Below are 19636 nucleotides of genomic sequence, written 5' to 3'. Positions count from 1 at the left end.
TCCGCTGTTTCCGAGTTCACCCTTGGTCCAATTTCTTCTGACGCGCTTCACGCAAACGCGCAAAATCATCTCCGGCGTGATAGGACGAACGGGTCAGAGGCGTTGCGGACACCATCAGGAAGCCCTTGCCGTAAGCCGCTTTTTCGTAAGAAGCAAACTCTTCGGGCGTCACAAAACGGTCAACTCCATGATGTTTCGGAGTTGGCTGCAAATACTGACCGATTGTCAGGAAATCAATGTCTGCTGCGCGCATATCATCCATTACCTGCCGAACCTGTTGTTCGTCTTCACCCAAGCCAACCATGATGCCGGATTTGGTGAATATTGACGGGTCCAACTCTTTCACCCGTTGCAGCAACCGCAGCGAGTGGAAATAGCGCGCGCCGGGGCGTACCTCGGGGTACAGGCCGGGAACTGTTTCAAGGTTGTGGTTGAAAACGTCCGGCTTTGCTTCGACGACGACCTCCAAAACCGAAGGATCGCATTTCAGAAAGTCCGGGGTCAAAATCTCAATCGTCGTCTTGGGCGAACGGTGTCGCACCGCGCGAATGGTCTGGGCGAAGTGGTCCGCGCCGCCATCTTCCAGATCGTCCCGGTCAACCGACGTGATGACGACGTGATTCAGGCCGAGCTTTTGGACAGCATGCGCCACACGGCCAGGTTCAAAAACATCCAGTGTCTCTGGGCGGCCAGTCGCGATATTGCAGAATGTGCAGCCACGGGTACAAATCTCACCCATGATCATCATGGTGGCGTGACCCTGGCTCCAACATTCGCCGACATTCGGGCACCCGGCCTCTTCGCAGACGGTGACCAGATTGTTTTCCCGCATGATCTTGTGCGTTTCGGCGTAACCCTTCCCACCGGGCGCCTTCACACGGATCCATTTCGGCTTTTTCGGTTGCGCATTGTCCTTACGATGCGCCTTTTCCGGATGACGTTGTTCTGGGATCTTCAGATCACGCACGGTTGGCTATCCTGACTAAGGGTCGTTTTGCTTTGACATAGTATAAACCGCAGCCATTAGCTACACCACCCGTGCATACCTGCCATAACAGCGCAGTTCGCACTTGCAGCATATCCTCACAAGACGCCCATAATTATTTGCTAATAATCATATTTTTATATACTCAATTTCATTCGCACTTGCAGCATTATTCGCATTGAAGCCAGTTTAGAACTCTTTTAAACGGCGGGGCGAAAGCAAGTGAATCACAGGAACATGAATATGAAATCTGGTACCAAACTGCCCGACGTAACCTTTCACACCCGTGTCCGTGATGAGGCCATCGAAGGCCCGAATCCATTCCGTTGGGAAGACAAGACAACTGCGGATTACTTTGCAGGCAAACGCGTCATTCTGTTTTCGCTGCCCGGTGCCTTCACCCCAACGTGCTCGACCTATCAGCTTCCGGGGTTTGAAAACGGCTATGCCGAGTTCAAGGAAAAAGGCATTGACGAAATCTACTGCATGTCCGTCAACGACAGCTTCGTCATGAACAAATGGGCAAAGGATCAGGGTCTTGAAAACGTCAAGGTCATCCCGGACGGTTCAGGCGAGTTCACCCGTAAGATGGGCATGCTGGTCGACAAGGACAATCTGGGCTTTGGCATGCGCTCTTGGCGCTATGCTGCCATCGTGAATGACGGTGTCGTTGAAGCTTGGTTCGAAGAGCCGGGTCTGATGGACAACTGCCCCGAGGATCCATATGGCGTGTCCTCACCCGACAATCTGAAAAAGCACCTTGACGAAGCGAACGAGCCGGCTTTGGCCTAAGTTTGTAGCCCACCTGCTGCTAAAGACCCGCCGCTGGCGGGTCTTTACGTGTTAAGGCCTGCGCGGCAGCAACACCCCCTTCACTAACTTGTCGCAGAACCTCAGGTATCAAAAAAGATCAAAGCCTCTGAACGCGATCAAGCAGATCACCCAATCATTCGGTTTCGTTCCGACTGGCTTTCGTAGTGCCGCTTGAGCCTTTGTAGTGCGATCCGCAGCACAATCTTGCCCGAACGCGCTGACCAGCCCATGCGCTTTTCAGCAAGCTCCAACCCTTCAAGATAGCAACAGCACCGCAGCGCCACATCGCTTAGCCCCGGACCAAGATCCGACAAAGCGTTCTCAACGCGTTTACGTGCATCTGAGGCCCCTTGCCCGCCGTGAGACTCGGGCCCGAAGCTGCCGCGCCCGCCTGCTGTCAGGAAGTGATCCCAATTCTGCGCGACCTGAGGGCCAATCTGCGCCAGCTCGAAATCCTCGCGCAACCGTTCGCCTGCGGCCACAAGCGTTTCGTCCAGAAAGGGTTTGCCATCGCGGTCGCGCCTGCGCGCCAAGGCGATCAACGGGCTTTCCGCTGCGTAGTAGCGAATGCGTCTTGACCGCTGTGACTTTGCTGTCACGCTGTTGCCTTGCACAAATTGCGACTGAAAGGGTGTTTGTGCCTCGGACATGCCGAACTCATTGCGTGCACGCGCCTTGTTCTCATCATCCGCGATCAATTGGCTAAGCGCGGAACGTCCCGATGAAGATATTCGGTAGCGTGAGATACGGCCGGGGTTGTCACAGTAAATCCAGTCATTCAAGGCCAGAGCCTGTGCGATCTTGCAATCCACTACCGCCGTTCTGGCTGTACCCCCCTCGCCCACGTCACGCACGACAACAGCCTTGTCCATTTCTTCGGCGACCGCCAGGACCGCGCCTGTTTCGCATAATCGGCGCAGAATTCGCAGCGCCTCACGGTTGAATTCCTCGTCCTTGGCGGCGGCAGTTTCTTCCTGTGTCACATGAAACGTGCTGCCCAATACGGCTGGTGTTTCTGCAAAATGCGCCTGGGCCAAGGACTGCAGTGCGGCATCCACCAACGGATCGTCCCGGCGCGTTTCTATGCGCCTGATCTGTCTGAGGACGGTCGAAGCATGGCACCCTGCGGATCGCGCAATATCGCGGATCGATTGGCCGGTTTCTGTGTGGGCAAGATATCGCTGCGCCCCCTCTGGTACCCAAGCCGGAATGGTGAAAGCCTCGTTGTTTTGCATAGTTACTTGCCCTTGTCGCCCCTACTGTCTGTTTTCAATCGCCCCCGATAAATTTGTTAACCAATTCTAACTAGGGTCGCTTTCGTTACTTGTTCGTTAACCCACGGAGACAAGCAACAGATTTGATTCAAAATCATAAACACTCATGAAACCAAAGTTCGGCGCGACCCCGATCAAGGCAACACCCGCCTAGGTTGTGCAACATGTCGGGGAAAGTCCACTCAGACAAAGGAACCCCGACATGCAGGACCTGATGACTATGATTACGACCCTTCGCCGCCCACGCCTGTTGGCGCGAGCTGCAAAAATTGGGGCACAGGACTATGATCGGGATCGGTACCTACAGCGCATCATCGGATACGGGTCCATGCCCTCTCCGGGTGCGGCATTGGTGCGGCTATTGGAACTGGAAAGAGAGGTCAACGCACAGCGTCTTGAGGAAGATGCATCCTATTCGCTGGTCCGTCATCTTGATCTGCTGATCGCGTTGCTGGGCGAGGCGCAGCTGTTTCAGGCCAGCCGCGCCGCGCAGTATCAATGATCAGGTGAAGGCATCCGGCATCGATGCTTTCTTTTCTGCCACGTATTCGTTCAATGCGGCATTGATAGCCGGGTCGATCTGCGGCTGCTGGTAATTGGCCAGCAGACGCCCGACCCGCGCGGCGGCCAGCTGCCGCGTGTCGCGCGCGCCTTCGTCTTCCCAGGTTTCATAGGGCTTGTAGTCCAGCAAGTCCGTTTTCCAGAAGGCTTCTTTAAAGTTCGCCTGGGTATGGGCGCAGCCCAGATAGTGACCGCCCGGACCTACCTCGCGGATCGCCTCCATTGCTTGTGCATTTTCGTCATAGGTCACACCCTTTGCCAGTCCATGCAAAACGCCCAACTGGTCGGCATCCATGACAAACTTCTCGAAATCGGCAACCAGACCGCCTTCGAGCCACCCACAAGAGTGCAGCATAAAGTTGACGCCTGCCATCAGCCCCATGTTCAGAGAGTTCGCCGTTTCATAAGCAGCCTGCGCGTCAGGCAGCTTTGATCCGCAGAACGATCCCGCCGAACGGTATGGCAGGTTCAGGCGACGCGCCAACTGACCCGCGCCATAGGTGATGTGCGCGGCCTCGGGTGTGCCGAAAGTCGGCGCGCCGGAGTTCATATCGATCGAGGTCACAAACGCACCGAAGATCGCAGGCGCACCTGGACGGATGATCTGGCTATAGGAAATGCCCGCCAGCACTTCGGCCAGAACCTGCGTCAGCGTTCCCGCAACCGAAACCGGAGCCATTGCACCGCCGACGATGAAGGGGGAGATAATACAGGCCTGGTTGTTGCGCGCGTAAACCTCAAGCGCGCCCATCATCACGTCGTCGAAAGTCATCGGAGAGTTGATGTTGACCAGCGAGGTCATCACCGTGTTTTCCTGAACGAAGTCTTTGCCGAACAGGATCTCACACATCTCGACGGAATCCTGCGCCCGGCTGGGATCCGTGACCGAGCCCATGAACGGCTTGTCAGACAAAGTCATGTGCGCCATCAGCATATCCAGGTGACGCTTGTTCACGGGAATGTCTGTAGGCTCGCAAACGGTTCCACCCGAATGGTGCAGCCATTTGGACATATAGGCCAGTTTCACGAATTTGTTGAAATCGTCCATAGTCGCATAGCGACGACCGCCGTGAATATCACGCACGAAGGGCGGACCATAGACCGGTGCAAGAACAAGGTTGCGGCCACCGATAACAACGGATTTCTCCGGGTTACGGGCGTGCTGGGTGAACTGACTGGGGGCGGTTTTGATCAGCTCGCGCGCCAGTCCGCGCGGAATGCGCACACGCTCACCATCAACATCGGCCCCGGCATCCTTCCACCGCTTAAGGGCATCCGGATTGTCGACGAAGTTAACGCCCACCTCGGCCAGAATGGTCTCTGCGTTGGTTTCAATGATTTCCAAGGCTTCTTCGTTCAGAACTTCGAAATTTGGAATATTCCGTTCGATGTACTTCGCCGTTTCGATGCGAACTGCGGTGCGCTCGGCGCGGCGGGCGGCGCCACCGCCGCCTCTGGCTCTGCGCCGGGTGTTAGCCTCTGCCATGAGAAAATCCCATCTGATACTTCGTTTGGAGGTTGTGTTACAGGACTGCGCCACGCGCCAGCATATGATTTACGGCGCTCTGGGGGGAAAAGCGACATGGGCGCAGCATCTCCAAAAACTTTGACCGCCTTGACCACTACGGGCATGATAATGCGATGAAGACCCAAGATCAGGCCACATCGCCATCTGAAACTGTGCGTACGACCCTCACCGCGGCCGAGATCGGTGCTGTCGCACATCTGTACCGCGGAGAGGTGTATCGAAGCACGTTGTGGCGCACTCGACTGGACACAACGACGAACTGGGCCGTTGTTACGCTGGGTGTCGCGCTGTCGATCTCGTTTTCTTCCCCTGAAGCTTCGCCGCTGCCGCTGGTATTGGTGGGCGTTTTAATCATCCTGTTTCTGATGCTTGAGGCGCGGCGCTATCGATACTTCAACGTCTGGCGTGCGCGTACCCGGTGGATGGAGACACATTTCTATGCGCCCATGTTGATGGATGGCGATCTGCACATGGAGGAAAACTGGCAAAAGGTGCTTGCCCAGGACTATTTGCATCCAAAGTATCACGTCGGGTTCTGGGTTGCCGCCGGGCGACGCATTCGCAGAAATTACCTGTGGATTCTCATCATTCAGGCATTGGCGCACATTGGCAAACTGGTCGTTCATCCAACTCCGGTAGGGAGTTTCCGCAACTTCATTGATCGCGCGGATATCGGGCCAATTCCGGGCGAAGCGATCATCGGCATCGGTATACTTTACGTCGGATCGTGGAGCGCCCTTGCCATCTGGAGCTATCGCGTCGACCTGCGCCGCGCTGCAGAGCGCGGAACGTCAAGTTCAGACTCCATGGGTTGAATCCCGTCAAAAGTCTTTTCGCAACGCCACCGAATTTTCGTCGACCTCCGTCTCAACCCAACCAAGATGCGCATAGATCGCACGCGTGTCCAGCATCAGGCGATGGGTGCGAAGTTCCATGTGGCTGCAATCACAGTCTTTTGCCATGTCCTCAACTTTCGCCAGAAGCTGTGCGGCAATCCCCTGCCCTTGCGCCTTTGGCGAGACGGCCAAATTGATAACTTTCATCGCCGTGTTTTTTCTGGCGAATATCACTACGCCAACCAATTGCTCACCTATGCGGGCCAGAAGCACGTTGTGATCCGCAATCTCCTGCGCAATGCCTGCCGTTACATCGGGCAGATCATCTATAGTTTCCCGCGCCTTGGCATAAGCTGCAGATATACAGTCAACTATCGCCTCGACGTCGTTCTGCGTTGCATCCATGAAACGAATGGCCGACATTCTTCATTCTCCCTCAGCGTTGCGCTGAAAACGCCCTCATAACGCTTGCACATACCCGCCATGCGACCTAAGAGCCAGTCATGAGCCAGACATCCCATGACCGCCTATTGATCATCGACTTCGGCAGCCAGGTGACGCAGTTGATTGCACGTCGCCTGCGCGAGTTAAACGTCTACTGCGAAATCCACCCCTATCAGAATGTCACGATGGACTTTGTGCGCGACATGGCGCCCAAGGCTTTGATTTTCTCGGGCGGGCCGGACAGCGTCACCCGCGAAGGATCCCCGCGTGCTCCACAAGAGATTTTTGATTATGGCGTGCCGATTCTAGGCATCTGCTATGGCCAGCAGGTGATGATGCACCAATTGGGCGGCAAGGTCGAAAGTGGCCACGGCACGGCTGAATTTGGTCGGGCATTCGTCGCTCCCACCGGTGATCTGGACATTCTGAACGGTTGGTTCGCCGACGGAAACGAACAAGTCTGGATGAGCCACGGTGATCACGTCAGTCAAATCGCTCCGGGGTTCGAGGTGTTCGGGACCTCGCCAAATGCGCCCTTTGCAATCACTGCCGACACGGTTCGCCATTTCTATGCAGTTCAGTTCCACCCCGAGGTGCATCACACACCCAAGGGCGCAAAACTGTACGAAAACTTTGTCAAACTCGCCGGGTTCAGCGGTGACTGGACCATGGGTGCCTATCGCGACGAAATGATCCGCAAGATCCGCGAGCAGGTCGGTGACAAAAAGGTCATTTGCGGTCTGTCTGGCGGCGTCGACAGCTCGGTCGCGGCGATCCTTATTCACGAGGCGATCGGAGATCAGCTTACCTGCGTATTCGTGGACCACGGCCTGTTGCGTAAGAACGAAGCACAGGAAGTCGTCGGCATGTTCCGCGACAACTACAACATTCAGCTCATTCACGCGGATGAAAGCGAGTTGTTTCTGGGCGAACTGGACGGCCAATCCGACCCTGAAACCAAGCGCAAGATCATCGGCAAGCTTTTTATCGACGTGTTCCAGAAACACGCCGACACAATCGAGGGGGCCGAGTTTCTGGCCCAAGGTACGCTCTACCCCGACGTGATCGAGTCCGTGTCGTTCTCAGGTGGTCCGTCGGTCACCATCAAGTCACACCACAATGTTGGCGGCTTGCCCGAGAAAATGGGGCTGAAGCTTGTTGAACCCCTGCGCGAGCTTTTCAAGGACGAAGTGCGTGCCTTGGGACGCGAGCTTGGCCTGCCCGATAGCTTTATCGGCCGCCACCCCTTCCCCGGACCGGGGCTGGCCATTCGCTGCCCAGGCGAGATCACGCGTGAAAAGCTGGACATTCTGCGCGAGGCGGACGCGATCTATATCGACCAAATTCGCAAACACGGTCTTTATGATGAGATTTGGCAGGCTTTCGTGGCAATTCTTCCGGTTAGAACCGTGGGCGTTATGGGCGATGGGCGGACTTATGACTATGCCTGCGCATTACGTGCCGTCACGTCCGTCGATGGCATGACCGCCGACTACTACCCGTTCAGCCATGAATTCCTTGGCGAGACAGCCACACGCATCATCAATGAGGTCAAGGGCATCAACCGATGCACCTATGACATCACTTCGAAACCTCCAGGCACGATCGAATGGGAATAACTCAAGCGTGGCTTCGTCGCGACATTGTTTGTTTAAGTCCCGCCAGAAACCCATAGATTGCACTTCGGATTCCCGAGTGTCCCCAAGGCAGGAAGATGGACAGTAGCAAACCGCAGATTGGCAAGGCCGCGCTTTGGATGACCGGGGCGATTGCCTCATTCTCCTCGATGGCCGTTGCTGGTCGCGAGCTCAGCGTGACGCATGATACGTTCGAAATCATGTTCTATCGCAGCTTGGTGGGCATATGTGTCGTGGCCTTGTTTCTGACGCTGACACGGAAATGGACACAGGTCTCGACACATAGGTTAGGGCTTCACGGAATTCGAAACTTGATTCACTTCACGGGTCAGAACCTTTGGTTCTACGCCGTGTCCGTGATTCCACTGGCACAGGTTTTTGCGCTGGAATTTACCCAACCGATTTGGGTTATTCTGCTGTCGCCTCTCTTGTTAGGTGAACGGTTGACCTCGGTACGGGCGCTGTCCGCGTTGATCGGTTTCGCCGGTATTCTGATCGTCGCAAGACCTGGCGCTGTCCCTTTGAATGCTGGCGTTCTGGCTGCGGCACTTTCGGCAATTTTCTTTGCTCTTACAACGATTTCCACGAAAAAGTTGACCCAATTCGCCAGCATCGGCTGCATCATGTTTTGGTTAGCGGTTATGCAAGCGGTCCTCGGACTGATCGCCTCGGGCATCGACGGACAGATTGCTCTGCCGACACTCAATACAGCACCCTTCCTGATACTGGTCGGACTTGCGGGCCTGTTGGCGCATTACTGTATCGCGAACGCTCTGGCCATCGCCCCGGCAACCGTGGTTGTCCCTTTCGACTTTGCCCGCCTACCTACAATCGCGGTAGTCGGCATGATTCTGTATCAAGAACCGCTGGATCACTGGACGCTCTTGGGGGCCGCGGTGATCTTTTCGGGTATCTTTTTGAACGTCCACGCCGAGAATCGTAGCAGATTAGCAACAGATTCGGGCCACACTCACCGCTGATAACGCACCGTCACTAGTTGACGGTAAGGTAAAGCTTGAGAAAGTATCGGGCACGAAAGACAAGGTCGTTTATCACCACTCGGGTAATCGGGCCTTACTTACAGGAAAAATTTTGGGAGGACATAATGAGAAAAGCGCTATTGCAGGCGTGCGCGCTGAGCGTTGGGGCAACAGGAGCGTATGCGGGCGGGCTAGACCGCAGTGGTCAGGGTATAAACCTGATTTTCGAAGAAGGAACTGTTGTTCAGTTTAGGCTAAGCTATACTGATCCTGACGTAAGCGGAACGATGCCAAATATCTTTGGCTTGGGTGAGCCCGTTGATTCAGGCAATGTCACTAATGATTTCTTTTCGCCGCAGTTGGGTTTCAAGACCTCTTTGACCGAGCAGCTTGACCTGGCGGTTATTTACGACCAGCCATTTGGGGCCGACATTGCCTACGCATCTCAATATCCACTTTCAATTAATCCCTTGAATCCCACGCAACCTAATTCTTTGCGGGCAAAAGCGGACACAGATGCCATTACGGCATTGTTGCGCTACAAGTTCGACAATGGGTTCAGCGCAATTGGCGGAATACGCGCACAACGTGTCAGCGCCGAAGTCGGCGTTCCAATCGTTGGCGACTATTCTACTGACACTGACAAAGAGATCGATTTCGGTTACGTGGTCGGGGTGGCGTGGGAAAAGCCGGAAATTGCGGCGCGAGTCTCGCTGACCTACAATTCGAAGATTTCTCATGATTTGAAGCAAACCGAAATTGTTGCTGGCTTTCCGAGTGAGACCGAAACCGAAATCGAAACACCACAATCAGTCAACCTTGACTTTCAAACAGGTGTTGCGCCCAAGACCTTGCTGTTTGGTTCGATCCGATGGGTTGACTGGCCACAATTAAGCTATGAGCCTCCGGTCTATAGCGGAATCGTCGGTGCTCCGTTGGTCGATTATGACAACGCAACCTTCACCTATTCTCTGGGTCTGGGATACCAGTTCACGGACGAATTCTCAGGTGCCGTGACGCTCGGCTATGAAACGGATGAAGGTGAACCCGTGTCAAACCTCGGTCCCACTGACGGGTTCTGGAGCATTGGTCTCGGCGGCACTTACAGTCTGGAAAAAGCAAAAATCTCCGCAGGTGTTCAGTACACCGATATTGGTGATGCGACTGCCGACGGTGCTTTTGGCCAAACGGCCGATTTTACCGGCAATAGCGCGTGGAGCGTTGGTTTCCAGATCACCTATTCTCTGGGCTGAACCAAACCCAAGAAAAACGTCAAGCCCCGCCCAGAAGGCGGGGTTTTTCTTTTCGCAAGTTCCGGGTCGAACAGTTGTGCCAACAATGCAAAAACGGGGCATGGCAACACAAAAACACCTAACTCCACGCGCTTGGATCGAGCTTCTTCTGCTCGGAGTGATTTGGGGCGCGTCGTTCGTGTCGATCCGGATCGCGCTCGACACGATCCCGGTGATGACATCGGTTTTCCACCGCGTATTTTGGGCCATGCTGGTGCTGTGGCTGGTTGTATTCGCCAGAAGGCTGGTCATTCCACGCAGCCCTCGCGTATGGGCCGCTTTCCTTGTCATGGGGCTTCTAAATAACGCGATTCCGTTTTCGCTGATGGCTTGGGGGCAGCTTTACATCGAAGTTGGCCTGACCTCGATCCTCAACGCGATGACTGCCATTTTTGGGGTCGTTACAGCAGCGATTTTTTTCAAGGATGAACAACTGACCCGATCACGAGCGATAGGTGTCGCGCTTGGGTTTCTCGGGGTTGCGATTGCGATTGGGCTGCGCAATTTCGTCTCGTTCGACCTGCAGAGCATGGCTCAGCTTGCTATCGTTGGCGGTACCATATCCTACGCGCTGGCCGGAGCGTGGGCGCGGGTAAACCTGTCTGATCTGCCGCCTGTGGTGGCCGCGGCCGGGATGCTGACCGGTTCAACCATTTTGATCCTGCCGCTCACCCTGATTGTTGATGGAGTGCCCAGTCTGGACCTGCCTCTGATCACGTGGTCGGCGATTGGCTATTATGCCCTGGTCGCAACGGCTGGCGCTTATCTGTTGTATTATCGCGTTCTGAAAATGGCCGGAGCGGGCAACCTGTTGTTGGTCACGCTGATTATTCCACCCGTTTCCATCGTTCTGGGCGCAGTTCTGAGGGATGAGACCCTTCCCCTGCAAGCCTATCTGGGTTTCGCAATCCTCGCACTGGGGCTGCTGATCCTAAACCGTTCAGGTGCCCGAGATTGACCTCGCCCGCTACCCGTTTTAGCTAGGTCGGAAAAAGGGATAGCGGACGATGATTTACAGTTCGGCAAAAGACTGGCGTGATGCGCCCCGTAAGAAAGTTCTTTTCTTTGGGATGTCGGGTCTGGGCAAAACCTATGTGTCGAACGTGCTGCGCGACTCGGGCGATTGGTTCCACTACTCGATCGATTACCGTATCGGCACCCGTTACATGGGTGAATACATCGCCGACAATGCCAAAGCCGAAGCGATGAAAGTTCCCTTTCTGCGTGATCTCTTGCTGACGGATTCAATCTTTATCGGCTCGAACATCTCGTTCGAGAACTTGACACCGGTTGCCGCCTATCTGGGCAAGCCCGGAGACCCGAAGCTGGGTGGGCTTGAAATATCCGAGTATCGCCGCAGGCAAGAACAGTTCCGGCAGGCTGAAATTCACGCCCTGTTGGATACCGAATACTTTATCGACCGGGCAAAACGCCTGTATCATTATCCGCATTTCATCTGCGATACGGGTGGATCGATCTGTGAATGGGTTGAGCCGACAAACCCCTCGGATCATGTCTTGTCTGAACTGTCCAGCCGGACCCTGATGATCTGGATCCAGGGTGATGACGCGCACACGGCCGAATTAATCCGCCGCTTTGACAAGGCACCCAAACCGATGTCCTATCAGCCCGAGTTCCTGACCAAGGCATGGAACGACTACCTGGCGCAAAATGCCTGCCAGGCTGAGGATGTTGACCCAGACGCTTTTATCCGATGGACCTACGCGCAAGCACTAGCGCATCGTCAGCCGCGCTATCAGGCGATGGCGGACAATTGGGGTGTGACGGTTTCTGCGGATGACATGCACAATGTTCGTGATTCTGCTGATTTCGATGAGTTGATCGAACGCACCCTTGAGACCCGGAAAAACCGCGCTTAGTTAACGCTTCTGTATCGTAACATCAAAGGCTTGCTACCTGATGCCAATCAAGATCCCATCCGACCTCCCTGCATTTGACGTACTCTCGAAAGAGGGTGTCATGGTCATGGCGGAGGATCAGGCAATGCGTCAGGATATTCGCCCGCTGCGGATTGGATTGCTGAATCTGATGCCCAAGAAGATTCAGACCGAAAACCAGTTTGCGCGCCTGATTGGCGCGACACCGCTGCAGATCGATCTGTCGCTGATCCGGATGACCGAACACCGCACCAAGAACACCGCCGCCGAGCATATGGCGGAATTCTATCGGCCCTTTGAAGAGGTGAAGACCGAGAAATTTGACGGCCTGATCATAACCGGCGCGCCGATCGAGCATTTGGAATTCAACGACGTCACCTATTGGGACGAACTGCGTGAAGTGTTCGAATGGACACAGACTAATGTACATTCAACCTTCGGCGTCTGCTGGGGCGGCATGGCGATGATCAATCATTTCCACGGCGTCAAGAAACACATGCTGGATGCCAAGGCATTTGGATGCTTTCGTCATGTAAACCTAAACCCTGCTTCGCCGTTCCTGCGCGGGTTTTCGGATGACTGCGTGATCCCGGTGAGCCGCTGGACTGAAATGCGACAGGACGAGATCGATGCCGCAGATGGTTTGGCCACATTGCTGGGCAGCGAAGATGTTGGCCCCTGTCTGGTTGAAGACCCGGCGCACCGTGCTCTCTATATCTTCAACCACTTCGAGTATGACAGTGACACGCTGAAACAGGAGTATGACCGCGATATCGCGAATGGCACGCCTATTAACGTGCCGATCAACTACTACCCGGATGATGATCCAAGCAAGACTCCACAGAACCGCTGGCGCAGCCATGCCCATCTGCTCTATGGCAACTGGATCAGCGAGATTTACGAGACCACACCTTACGACATCAATCGGATCGGTGTTGAAAAAACCGATCTGAGGGCCTGACCCCATGATACGGGCCGGCGTCATTCTTATTTCGCTTCTGATCTTGCTTTGGGCTGTCGCCGTCTGGCGCGCCTCGCGGAATGAAGCCCGCGCGGAGACAGCCTTTCCACCCGAAGGTCAGATCGTTGACGTGGATGGTGTCTCGGTACACGCGGTGGTCATGGGTAAAGGGCCGGATGTCGTCCTGATCCACGGGTCCAGCGGCAACACACGCGACATGACGTTTGCGCTGGCCCCGATACTGGCCAAAAACTTCCGTGTGATCGTATTTGACCGACCCGGATTGGGCTATAGCTCCAGCTTTAACCCCGATGGGGAAACCATTGTTCAACAAGCGGAAATCCTTCAAGAAGCTGCTGCTCTGCTAGGCGCGGAGAAACCCATTGTCGCTGGGCAAAGCTATGGCGGGTCAGTTTCGCTTGCCTGGGCTGTGACACGGCCGAAAAACATCGCGGGGCTTGTCCTGATCGCACCTGCAGCTATCCCGTGGGAAACGCCGCTAGACGGGTTTAACAAGTTGGCTTCGACCACGACCGGACGCATCGCCGCCCTACCTCTGATTACCGCATTTGTGCCAAGTTGGTATGTAGAAAAAGCCTTGGACCGGGTATTTGCCCCACAAACCGCGCCGGAAGGCTATGCTAATCATTTCGGTCCGGGCCTTTCAATAAGGCGCGCGTCGATGCATGCAAACGCCAAACAGCGAGCTAACCTACTGGAAGAAGTGCGCGCTTTGCAACCTCGGTACAAGGAAATCGATGTTCCGACCGAAATTGTCCACGGAACAGCCGATGACACTGTTGGGTTGGGCTGGCACTCGCATCGTCTGATCGACGAGATACCCGGTGCTGAACTTATTGAGTTACAAGGGATCGGACACATGCCCCAAGTCGTTGCCGCCCCCGAGGTCGCCGCCGCAATCGAGCGCGCCGCACAACGGGCGGGTTTGCGTTAATCCCGCCCCTAATCCATAGTAGGACTTGGATTTTATGGCGAGGTGACACATGGCCCGTTCCGAAAAAGGTTCCATCGAAACCTATTATGAAAAACACGCGCCAAAAGAGGTGCGCCTGGCCATCAAGAAGTCGTCGAAAGACGACATTCTGAATCCTACATATCCTTACAAAGAAAGAATGAAGCGCAAGGATTACGAAAAACAGATGGAGCGCCTTCAGATCGAACTGGTCAAGATGCAGTCTTGGGTCAAAGAAACCGGTCAGCGCATTGCCATAATATTCGAAGGCCGGGATGCTGCCGGAAAAGGCGGTACGATCAAACGGTTCCGGGAAAACCTGAACCCACGCGGCGCGCCGGACGTGGCTCTTGGCAAACCGTCGGATACGGAGCGAAGCCAATGGTACTTCCAAAGATACATTCCACATCTGCCAGCCGCTGGCGAAATCGTATTCTTCGACCGCAGTTGGTACAATCGCGGCGTTGTTGAAGACGTCTTTGGCTTTTGCACCGAAAAAGAACGTGAGCGGTTTTTCCGGCAGGTCCTTCCGCTTGAAACAGGTTTCGTCAATGACGGGATAAAGCTGTTTAAGTTTTGGTTGAATGTTGGTCGGGCCGAACAGTTGAACCGTTTTCTGGCCCGCGAAACGGACCCGCTGAAACAATGGAAGTTAAGCCCGATAGATGTGCAAGGGTTGTACAAATGGGACGAATATAGCCGGTCAATCTCAGAGACGCTCACGCGGACTCACTCGGCTTTTTGTCCATGGACCATTGTTCGGTCGGACGACAAGAAGCGCGCCCGCCTTGCGGCTATTCGCACCGTCCTGCACGCCTTGGACTATGACGAAAAAGACAAGAACGCTATTGGGTCGAACGATCCCAAAATCTGCGGTGACCCAAAGATTTGGGACGCATGACACAGAGTGGACGATCCGCTCTGCAAGGATTATGTCAAGAGTCCCGACGACTTAATCAACAAGGGCACCTGAAACAGGTATGACAAAACGCGGGTATCACCACGGAAACCTAAAACAGGCCCTGATTGAGGCGGCCCTGTCTCTGATCGAAGAAAAAGGCCCGACGGGCTTTACCTTGTCAGAAGCGGCGAAAACGGCGGGTGTAACGCCTGCCGCAGTCTATCGACATTTTCAGGGGCGTGAGGACCTGATAGCCGAGGCTGCGCGTCAAGGGTTTGAAATGTTCGCGGACCTGATGCAATACGCCTATGACAAGGGACAGCCCTCGGCCTTGGCCGCGTTCGAGGCGACGGGCCGCGCTTATCTGGCATTTGCCCGAAAGCACCCCGGCCACTACATCGCCATGTTCGAAAGTGGTATCTCGGTGAACCGCACACCTGAATTATCGCTTGCGGCGAACCGGGCGAAATCGGTTCTGGAGATGGCCGCGGCTGACTTGTCGCAACACATCCCTCCTGAAAAGCGCCCGCCAGCTTCGATGTTCAGTGCTCATGTCTGGGCCATGAGTCACGGCGTGGTTGAATTGTATGCCCGGAACACCGGCGCCAGCTCTCCCTTCCCGCCCGAGGATTTGCTGGAATCCGGCATTGGTATTTACTTGCGTGGTTTGGGACTGGTACCGCAAGACGACTGACGATCAGAACCTGCTTTTTCGCATCGGCACACTCAGACCCGACGAAACGTTTATCAGGTTCATCTCACCCATACCCTTGATATCGACACGCCCAATGTCCGAGACCTGAAACTCGTCAATCAAAGCATATTTCATCTCTTCCGGGGCTACGATATGCATTGGGTTTGCAAAGACTTGCAATCGCGCGGCAATGTTCACTGCCGGTCCAAAGACATCATAGACATACTTTTGTATTCCCACGACCGATCCCACAGCAGCGCCCATACCCAAACCGATCCGCGCCTGCCATTTGTGGGGATGGCTTTCATTCCTACGCTCGAGATACCGAAGAAACCGTACGGCGCAATGCGCCACCGCCGTGGCATGGTCCGGTGTTGCATCCGGCATGCCGGAGACGGCCAGATAGGCGTCACCAATTGTCTTGATCCGCTCGCACCCGAACTGTTCAACGATACGGTCGAAAGCAGTAAAGATGTCATTCAGTTCACTCAGCGTGACTGTTGGATCAGTTTTGGCTGCAAAATCGGTAAAGCCGACAAAATCCAGCATCACGACCGAGACTTCATCATATAGCTGCGGAGTGACAACGCCAAAGGTCTTGAATTCTTCGTATACGGCACGCGGCATCAGGTTCAACAACAAGCGTTCCACGCGCTCTTTCTCTCGCTCAAGCTCACGCGTGTTGCGTTCAACCATGGTCGAGTAGCTGTCGATCATGCTTTCCAACTCGCGGATACGGGTGATGTTTTGACATTCAACAACCAAAACCTGCTCGGACAGACCGCTCGCCAGCGAGACTGTCGTTGCCAGGATCAGCGTTCGACGCTTTGGTTTGATCTGCAATTCGACCGAGTAGCGAAGTCCGGATTGCTTTACGTCATCCAGTTCTCGCGGATCCAGCGACGGCAGCAGATCCAAAAGCGTTTGCCCCTCATCCGGGGTTCCGAACCAGTCACCGAAAGGCCCGTTATGAAAAACAAAGCTAAAATCCGAGGCCCGCACAACCGCAACACCGACCCCTATCGCACGAAGCAACTGCTCGTTTATCGCAAGAATGCTCATGCCGCGTCGCGGGCGACAATGATCGAGCGTTTGGACTCGATAGCGTTCAGGGCAGTCTTGATATCCACATCTTTCATCCCGTGAGTGGACAAGGCCTCGGTAAACAGCGCGACCATTTCATCAAAATCGGCATGCGAGATGTTGAGGTTTCGATGAACTGCCTCGATCCTCTCGTCACTGAAAGACGCAGGACCACCCACCAAAGAAGACACGAACTTGGTCTGATGATCTACCAGGCGCGGGATATCGATATCTTCGAAATGGCCACCGATCTGATCCGAATCCAAGGCCATTTCATAGAATGTCATCACGATCCGGCTGATCGTTTTGAACCCGCCGTATCTTTCGTAAATTGTCTGACCCACACCACACACCCAAGCGGTAAGTAGAAATAACACTAGGAGTTTATATCAAATGCGCGAATTTGTTAACGCTTGCACGCAGTTTAGCTAAAGATTACCCAATTGCATGCAACACCATTGGGATGTCTAGCTCAAACGCCTAAATCATCGGCGCAAGGAATAAAGCCGATAAAACCGCCTTGCGCTTTCAAACGAGTTTCCCCACCCGTGCGCCAGAACAGCTTTCGTCTGGCGGCCCGCAACTCGCGCCGAATTCGGAACCACATGGGTCCTTTGTCCAAGCCACTATTGGTTTTCTGGTCTTGCGACCTCTCGCTGATCTTGACGGGCTCTGCTGTTTGGTCCTGCTGCTTCGACCAAATCACCTGCACCCCAACGGCGGGAAAACACTGATATATTTTCCAACTTGGGCGCGGCAGAGAAATAAAGTCGTCAAGGTGGTCCGAATATTTCTCTGACCATGACAACAGTTTGCGACACGCCGCTTGCGTTACAATGTAAGCAGCCGAGCTGGGTGCCATTTCAAGCATCGGCCGAACCGGAACATCCGCGATGCTCTGCAACGGACCGAACCGCATAGAGCGTGGTGAGTAATCCAGCTTGATAAGGTCGAAATCCGCCCCATTGCTTAACAGCGCAGCGATGACCGACCCAGACTCAGCAGACATTTCAACGTCATCTTCAAAGATGGCGACTGCTTTCAACCCCTGATCAACGACAGTTTGCCAAAGCGCACGATGACTTTCGAAACAGGCGACCTCGCTTTGTGTCAGCCCCCAACGTGTGCCGGCTCCGGGAACGTACCTGTTGCCGTCTAATGCGCCGGTCTGCTGCCCGTCTACTGCGCTGAAGCGCTGCGCGCCGACCAATCCGGTTAGAGTGAACTGATCCTGCATAAATGCAGCCCGCGCAGGGACCCGATCCAGGTTGATAAAATACACACCTGTTTGCGGTGGCAGATCGTATTGTCCCACGGCTCGTCCTTTCAAACACTGTCGACAGATACACGTCGCCAAACCGGACAATCAACCCCACCACGGTCGTACCTATTCTTGCTGGACAAAGTCGACGGGTAAGGTTGATCAAATAAGTGCCAGTCAAGTCAGGCTTGTATCGTGTTATGCTCGGGCCCATAGGGGAAGCTAGTGATATTTTCCGCTCCGGCCTCCCTCACGACAAGAATGTCATGTTCCCGATAACCGCCCGCGCCGGGTTGACCCTCGGGTATCCACAACATCGGCTCGATCGACACAACCATGCCAGGCTCAAGAACCGTGTCGATATCCTCACGCAGTTCCAGCCCAGCCTCGCGACCGTAGTAGTGGCTTAGAATTCCGAAGGAGTGACCATAGCCAAACGAACGGTATTGCAGCAGGCCCTCCTCCGCGAAGAATCGGTTGATCTCGGCACAGATGCCCGAACAGGTTGCACCCGGTTTAATCAGGCTCAGACCCAGTTCATGTGCAGCGATATTGGCCTGCCAAATACGCAGGCTTTCCGCGTCGGGTTCGCCCAAGAACAGAGTCCGTTCCAAAGCCGTGTAGTAGCCCGAGATCATGGGAAACGTGTTCAGCGACAGGATATCGCCCTTTTGCAGCGCGCGTTTTGTAACCGGGTTATGCGCACCGTCAGTATTCAGGCCGGACTGGAACCACACCCAGGTGTCACGGTACTCAGCATTAGGATAGGCGCGCGCAATTTCCGCCTCCATCGCATCGCGTCCGGCCATGGCGACCTCAAGCTCGGTAGCGCCCTCATGAATTGCGGCGTGAATGGCTGCGCCTCCGATATCCGCGGTGTTGGCACCGCCCTTGATCAGATCAATCTCTTCCGTCGATTTCACCATGCGTGAAGCCATCGTGTCGGGTGCGATATTTACCAGTTCCGGCCCGCCCAACATGTCCAGCGCGGTGTCGCGCATAGCCAATGACATATGGTCAGCCTCGATCCCGATGCGTCGAGCCGACCCCAATAAGCTCCCAACAGCGCGCCAGTAATTGTTCCGCTGCCAGTCGGTATAAATCACATTCTCCCCGACCGAGCGCCGCCACGGTTGGCCCGCGTCGATATTCGCGGACACCGTGGTGCAGTTGTCTTGCGTCACGACACATCCATAGGGTCGGCCAAACGCGCAATACAAAAAGCCCGAGTAGTAAGCGATGTTGTGCATCGATGTGAGCAACACCGCCGGGATATCGCGTGCCGCCATCGTCGCGCGCAGATTAGCGAGACGCCGTGCATATTCTGCTTTGCTGAAAGGCAAAGGCGCCTTGTCGCCATTGTGGCGTGTGAAAAATTCCGGGCGATTGTTCAGGTCGATCATCTGGTCTCTCCTCAATGCCGGACAGGCACCGCCCGGCCACAAGTCCCGGCGTTCAGGACAAGCGGCCTCGGGAACCGAGAGCCATGCACTCCGCCTTGCGCCACGACGCCAT

At 54.9% G+C, this 19636-nt stretch carries 20 protein-coding genes; 12 read left to right on the top strand and 8 right to left on the bottom strand.

Translation table 11 applies throughout. The annotated features are described in order from the left end of the window. Nucleotides 1-16: 16 nt before the first annotated feature. Nucleotides 17-967 (bottom strand): lipoyl synthase, encoded by a 951-nt coding sequence (gene lipA, locus ACXAET_RS03940; RefSeq protein ID WP_475181404.1) that lies wholly within the window; start codon nucleotides 965-967, stop codon nucleotides 17-19. Between the two features lie 261 nt (nucleotides 968-1228). Here lipA and ACXAET_RS03935 point away from each other — a divergent pair, with 261 nt between their 5' ends. After that, nucleotides 1229-1777 (top strand): peroxiredoxin, encoded by a 549-nt coding sequence (locus ACXAET_RS03935; protein ID WP_068335137.1) that lies wholly within the window; start codon nucleotides 1229-1231, stop codon nucleotides 1775-1777. A gap of 146 nt (nucleotides 1778-1923) precedes the next feature. Here the strand turns inward: ACXAET_RS03935 and ACXAET_RS03930 are convergent, their stop codons facing one another. Then, nucleotides 1924-3033, bottom strand: a complete 1110-nt coding sequence (locus ACXAET_RS03930) for a DUF6456 domain-containing protein (RefSeq protein WP_475181398.1) — start codon at nucleotides 3031-3033, stop codon at nucleotides 1924-1926. A 241-nt stretch (nucleotides 3034-3274) separates the two neighbouring features. On the opposite strand from ACXAET_RS03930, the gene ACXAET_RS03925 reads away from it, so the two are divergent. Beyond that, nucleotides 3275-3574 carry a DUF6477 family protein gene (locus tag ACXAET_RS03925; protein WP_475181394.1) on the top strand — a complete coding sequence of 100 codons (300 nt, stop codon included), beginning with the start codon at nucleotides 3275-3277 and terminating at the stop codon, nucleotides 3572-3574. Here the strand turns inward: ACXAET_RS03925 and ACXAET_RS03920 are convergent, their stop codons facing one another. Further along, nucleotides 3575-5119: a trimethylamine methyltransferase family protein gene (locus tag ACXAET_RS03920; RefSeq protein WP_475181390.1), complete on the bottom strand. Its 1545-nt coding sequence runs from the start codon at nucleotides 5117-5119 to the stop codon at nucleotides 3575-3577. Between the two features lie 155 nt (nucleotides 5120-5274). On the opposite strand from ACXAET_RS03920, the gene ACXAET_RS03915 reads away from it, so the two are divergent. After that, complete coding sequence (locus ACXAET_RS03915; RefSeq protein ID WP_224888828.1) at nucleotides 5275-5976, top strand: DUF2270 domain-containing protein; 702 nt, start codon at nucleotides 5275-5277, stop codon at nucleotides 5974-5976. A gap of 6 nt (nucleotides 5977-5982) precedes the next feature. Here the strand turns inward: ACXAET_RS03915 and ACXAET_RS03910 are convergent, their stop codons facing one another. Next, entirely contained in the window at nucleotides 5983-6420 is a 438-nt protein-coding gene (locus ACXAET_RS03910; protein WP_475181387.1) for a GNAT family N-acetyltransferase, read from the bottom strand. An 80-nt stretch (nucleotides 6421-6500) separates the two neighbouring features. Between ACXAET_RS03910 and guaA the strand changes: the two genes are divergently transcribed. The 9 genes from guaA (at nucleotide 6501) to ACXAET_RS03865 (ending at nucleotide 15777) form a co-directional block, all read left to right on the top strand. Then, nucleotides 6501-8060 carry a glutamine-hydrolyzing GMP synthase gene (guaA, locus tag ACXAET_RS03905; protein WP_475181384.1) on the top strand — a complete coding sequence of 520 codons (1560 nt, stop codon included), beginning with the start codon at nucleotides 6501-6503 and terminating at the stop codon, nucleotides 8058-8060. Between the two features lie 95 nt (nucleotides 8061-8155). Further along, nucleotides 8156-9058, top strand: coding sequence for a DMT family transporter (locus ACXAET_RS03900; protein WP_475181380.1), 903 nt, complete (start codon nucleotides 8156-8158; stop codon nucleotides 9056-9058). Between the two features lie 305 nt (nucleotides 9059-9363). Further along, nucleotides 9364-10311, top strand: coding sequence for an OmpP1/FadL family transporter (locus ACXAET_RS03895; protein ID WP_475181377.1), 948 nt, complete (start codon nucleotides 9364-9366; stop codon nucleotides 10309-10311). Between the two features lie 100 nt (nucleotides 10312-10411). Next, nucleotides 10412-11308 (top strand): DMT family transporter, encoded by an 897-nt coding sequence (locus tag ACXAET_RS03890; protein WP_475181372.1) that lies wholly within the window; start codon nucleotides 10412-10414, stop codon nucleotides 11306-11308. Between the two features lie 49 nt (nucleotides 11309-11357). Next, entirely contained in the window at nucleotides 11358-12230 is an 873-nt protein-coding gene (locus tag ACXAET_RS03885) for an ATPase (protein ID WP_475181369.1), read from the top strand. Nucleotides 12231-12270: 40 nt separating this feature from the next. After that, the gene (gene metA, locus ACXAET_RS03880) at nucleotides 12271-13209 is read left to right on the top strand and encodes a homoserine O-acetyltransferase MetA (protein ID WP_475181365.1); all 939 of its coding nucleotides are present in this window, start codon (nucleotides 12271-12273) and stop codon (nucleotides 13207-13209) included. A gap of 4 nt (nucleotides 13210-13213) precedes the next feature. Then, a complete protein-coding gene (locus ACXAET_RS03875) occupies nucleotides 13214-14164 on the top strand; it encodes an alpha/beta fold hydrolase (protein WP_475181362.1) in 951 nt (316 codons plus the stop codon). 49 nt (nucleotides 14165-14213) lie between these two features. Further along, nucleotides 14214-15083, top strand: a complete 870-nt coding sequence (gene ppk2 / locus ACXAET_RS03870) for a polyphosphate kinase 2 (protein ID WP_475181358.1) — start codon at nucleotides 14214-14216, stop codon at nucleotides 15081-15083. 79 nt (nucleotides 15084-15162) lie between these two features. Then, nucleotides 15163-15777 (top strand): TetR/AcrR family transcriptional regulator, encoded by a 615-nt coding sequence (locus ACXAET_RS03865; RefSeq protein WP_475181354.1) that lies wholly within the window; start codon nucleotides 15163-15165, stop codon nucleotides 15775-15777. A gap of 3 nt (nucleotides 15778-15780) precedes the next feature. Here ACXAET_RS03865 and ACXAET_RS03860 read toward each other — a convergent pair whose 3' ends face one another. The 4 genes from ACXAET_RS03860 to ACXAET_RS03845 form a co-directional block, all read right to left on the bottom strand. After that, a complete protein-coding gene (locus tag ACXAET_RS03860; RefSeq protein WP_475181349.1) occupies nucleotides 15781-16839 on the bottom strand; it encodes an adenylate/guanylate cyclase domain-containing protein in 1059 nt (352 codons plus the stop codon). Continuing rightward, entirely contained in the window at nucleotides 16836-17204 is a 369-nt protein-coding gene (locus tag ACXAET_RS03855; protein ID WP_475181345.1) for a group I truncated hemoglobin, read from the bottom strand. Before ACXAET_RS03855 ends, ACXAET_RS03860 begins: the two co-directional genes overlap by 4 nt. 128 nt (nucleotides 17205-17332) lie before the next feature. Beyond that, nucleotides 17333-18175, bottom strand: coding sequence for a glycosyltransferase family 25 protein (locus tag ACXAET_RS03850; RefSeq protein ID WP_475181342.1), 843 nt, complete (start codon nucleotides 18173-18175; stop codon nucleotides 17333-17335). A 128-nt stretch (nucleotides 18176-18303) separates the two neighbouring features. Continuing rightward, complete coding sequence (locus ACXAET_RS03845; RefSeq protein ID WP_475181340.1) at nucleotides 18304-19524, bottom strand: aminopeptidase P family protein; 1221 nt, start codon at nucleotides 19522-19524, stop codon at nucleotides 18304-18306. Nucleotides 19525-19636 lie beyond the last annotated feature (112 nt).

The sequence above is a fragment of the Ruegeria sp. AWH4_226 genome, assembly GCF_056159225.1.
Note: the sequence above shows the minus strand (reverse complement) of the source record. Positions and strands in the feature narration are given on the sequence as shown.

Excerpts from the sequence above, each read along its gene's own strand:
- ACXAET_RS03935 (WP_068335137.1), top strand. The coding sequence starts at position 1,229 with ATGAAATCTGGTACCAAACTGCCCGACGTAACCTTTCACACCCGTGTC.
- ACXAET_RS03930 (WP_475181398.1), bottom strand. The coding sequence starts at position 3,033 with ATGCAAAACAACGAGGCTTTCACCATTCCGGCTTGGGTACCAGAGGGG.
- ACXAET_RS03925 (WP_475181394.1), top strand. The coding sequence starts at position 3,275 with ATGCAGGACCTGATGACTATGATTACGACCCTTCGCCGCCCACGCCTG.
- ACXAET_RS03920 (WP_475181390.1), bottom strand. The coding sequence starts at position 5,119 with ATGGCAGAGGCTAACACCCGGCGCAGAGCCAGAGGCGGCGGTGGCGCC.
- ACXAET_RS03915 (WP_224888828.1), top strand. The coding sequence starts at position 5,275 with ATGAAGACCCAAGATCAGGCCACATCGCCATCTGAAACTGTGCGTACG.
- ACXAET_RS03910 (WP_475181387.1), bottom strand. The coding sequence starts at position 6,420 with ATGTCGGCCATTCGTTTCATGGATGCAACGCAGAACGACGTCGAGGCG.
- guaA (WP_475181384.1), top strand. The coding sequence starts at position 6,501 with ATGAGCCAGACATCCCATGACCGCCTATTGATCATCGACTTCGGCAGC.
- ACXAET_RS03900 (WP_475181380.1), top strand. The coding sequence starts at position 8,156 with ATGGACAGTAGCAAACCGCAGATTGGCAAGGCCGCGCTTTGGATGACC.
- ACXAET_RS03890 (WP_475181372.1), top strand. The coding sequence starts at position 10,412 with ATGGCAACACAAAAACACCTAACTCCACGCGCTTGGATCGAGCTTCTT.
- ACXAET_RS03885 (WP_475181369.1), top strand. The coding sequence starts at position 11,358 with ATGATTTACAGTTCGGCAAAAGACTGGCGTGATGCGCCCCGTAAGAAA.
- metA (WP_475181365.1), top strand. The coding sequence starts at position 12,271 with ATGCCAATCAAGATCCCATCCGACCTCCCTGCATTTGACGTACTCTCG.
- ACXAET_RS03875 (WP_475181362.1), top strand. The coding sequence starts at position 13,214 with ATGATACGGGCCGGCGTCATTCTTATTTCGCTTCTGATCTTGCTTTGG.
- ppk2 (WP_475181358.1), top strand. The coding sequence starts at position 14,214 with ATGGCCCGTTCCGAAAAAGGTTCCATCGAAACCTATTATGAAAAACAC.
- ACXAET_RS03865 (WP_475181354.1), top strand. The coding sequence starts at position 15,163 with ATGACAAAACGCGGGTATCACCACGGAAACCTAAAACAGGCCCTGATT.
- ACXAET_RS03860 (WP_475181349.1), bottom strand. The coding sequence starts at position 16,839 with ATGAGCATTCTTGCGATAAACGAGCAGTTGCTTCGTGCGATAGGGGTC.
- ACXAET_RS03845 (WP_475181340.1), bottom strand. The coding sequence starts at position 19,524 with ATGATCGACCTGAACAATCGCCCGGAATTTTTCACACGCCACAATGGC.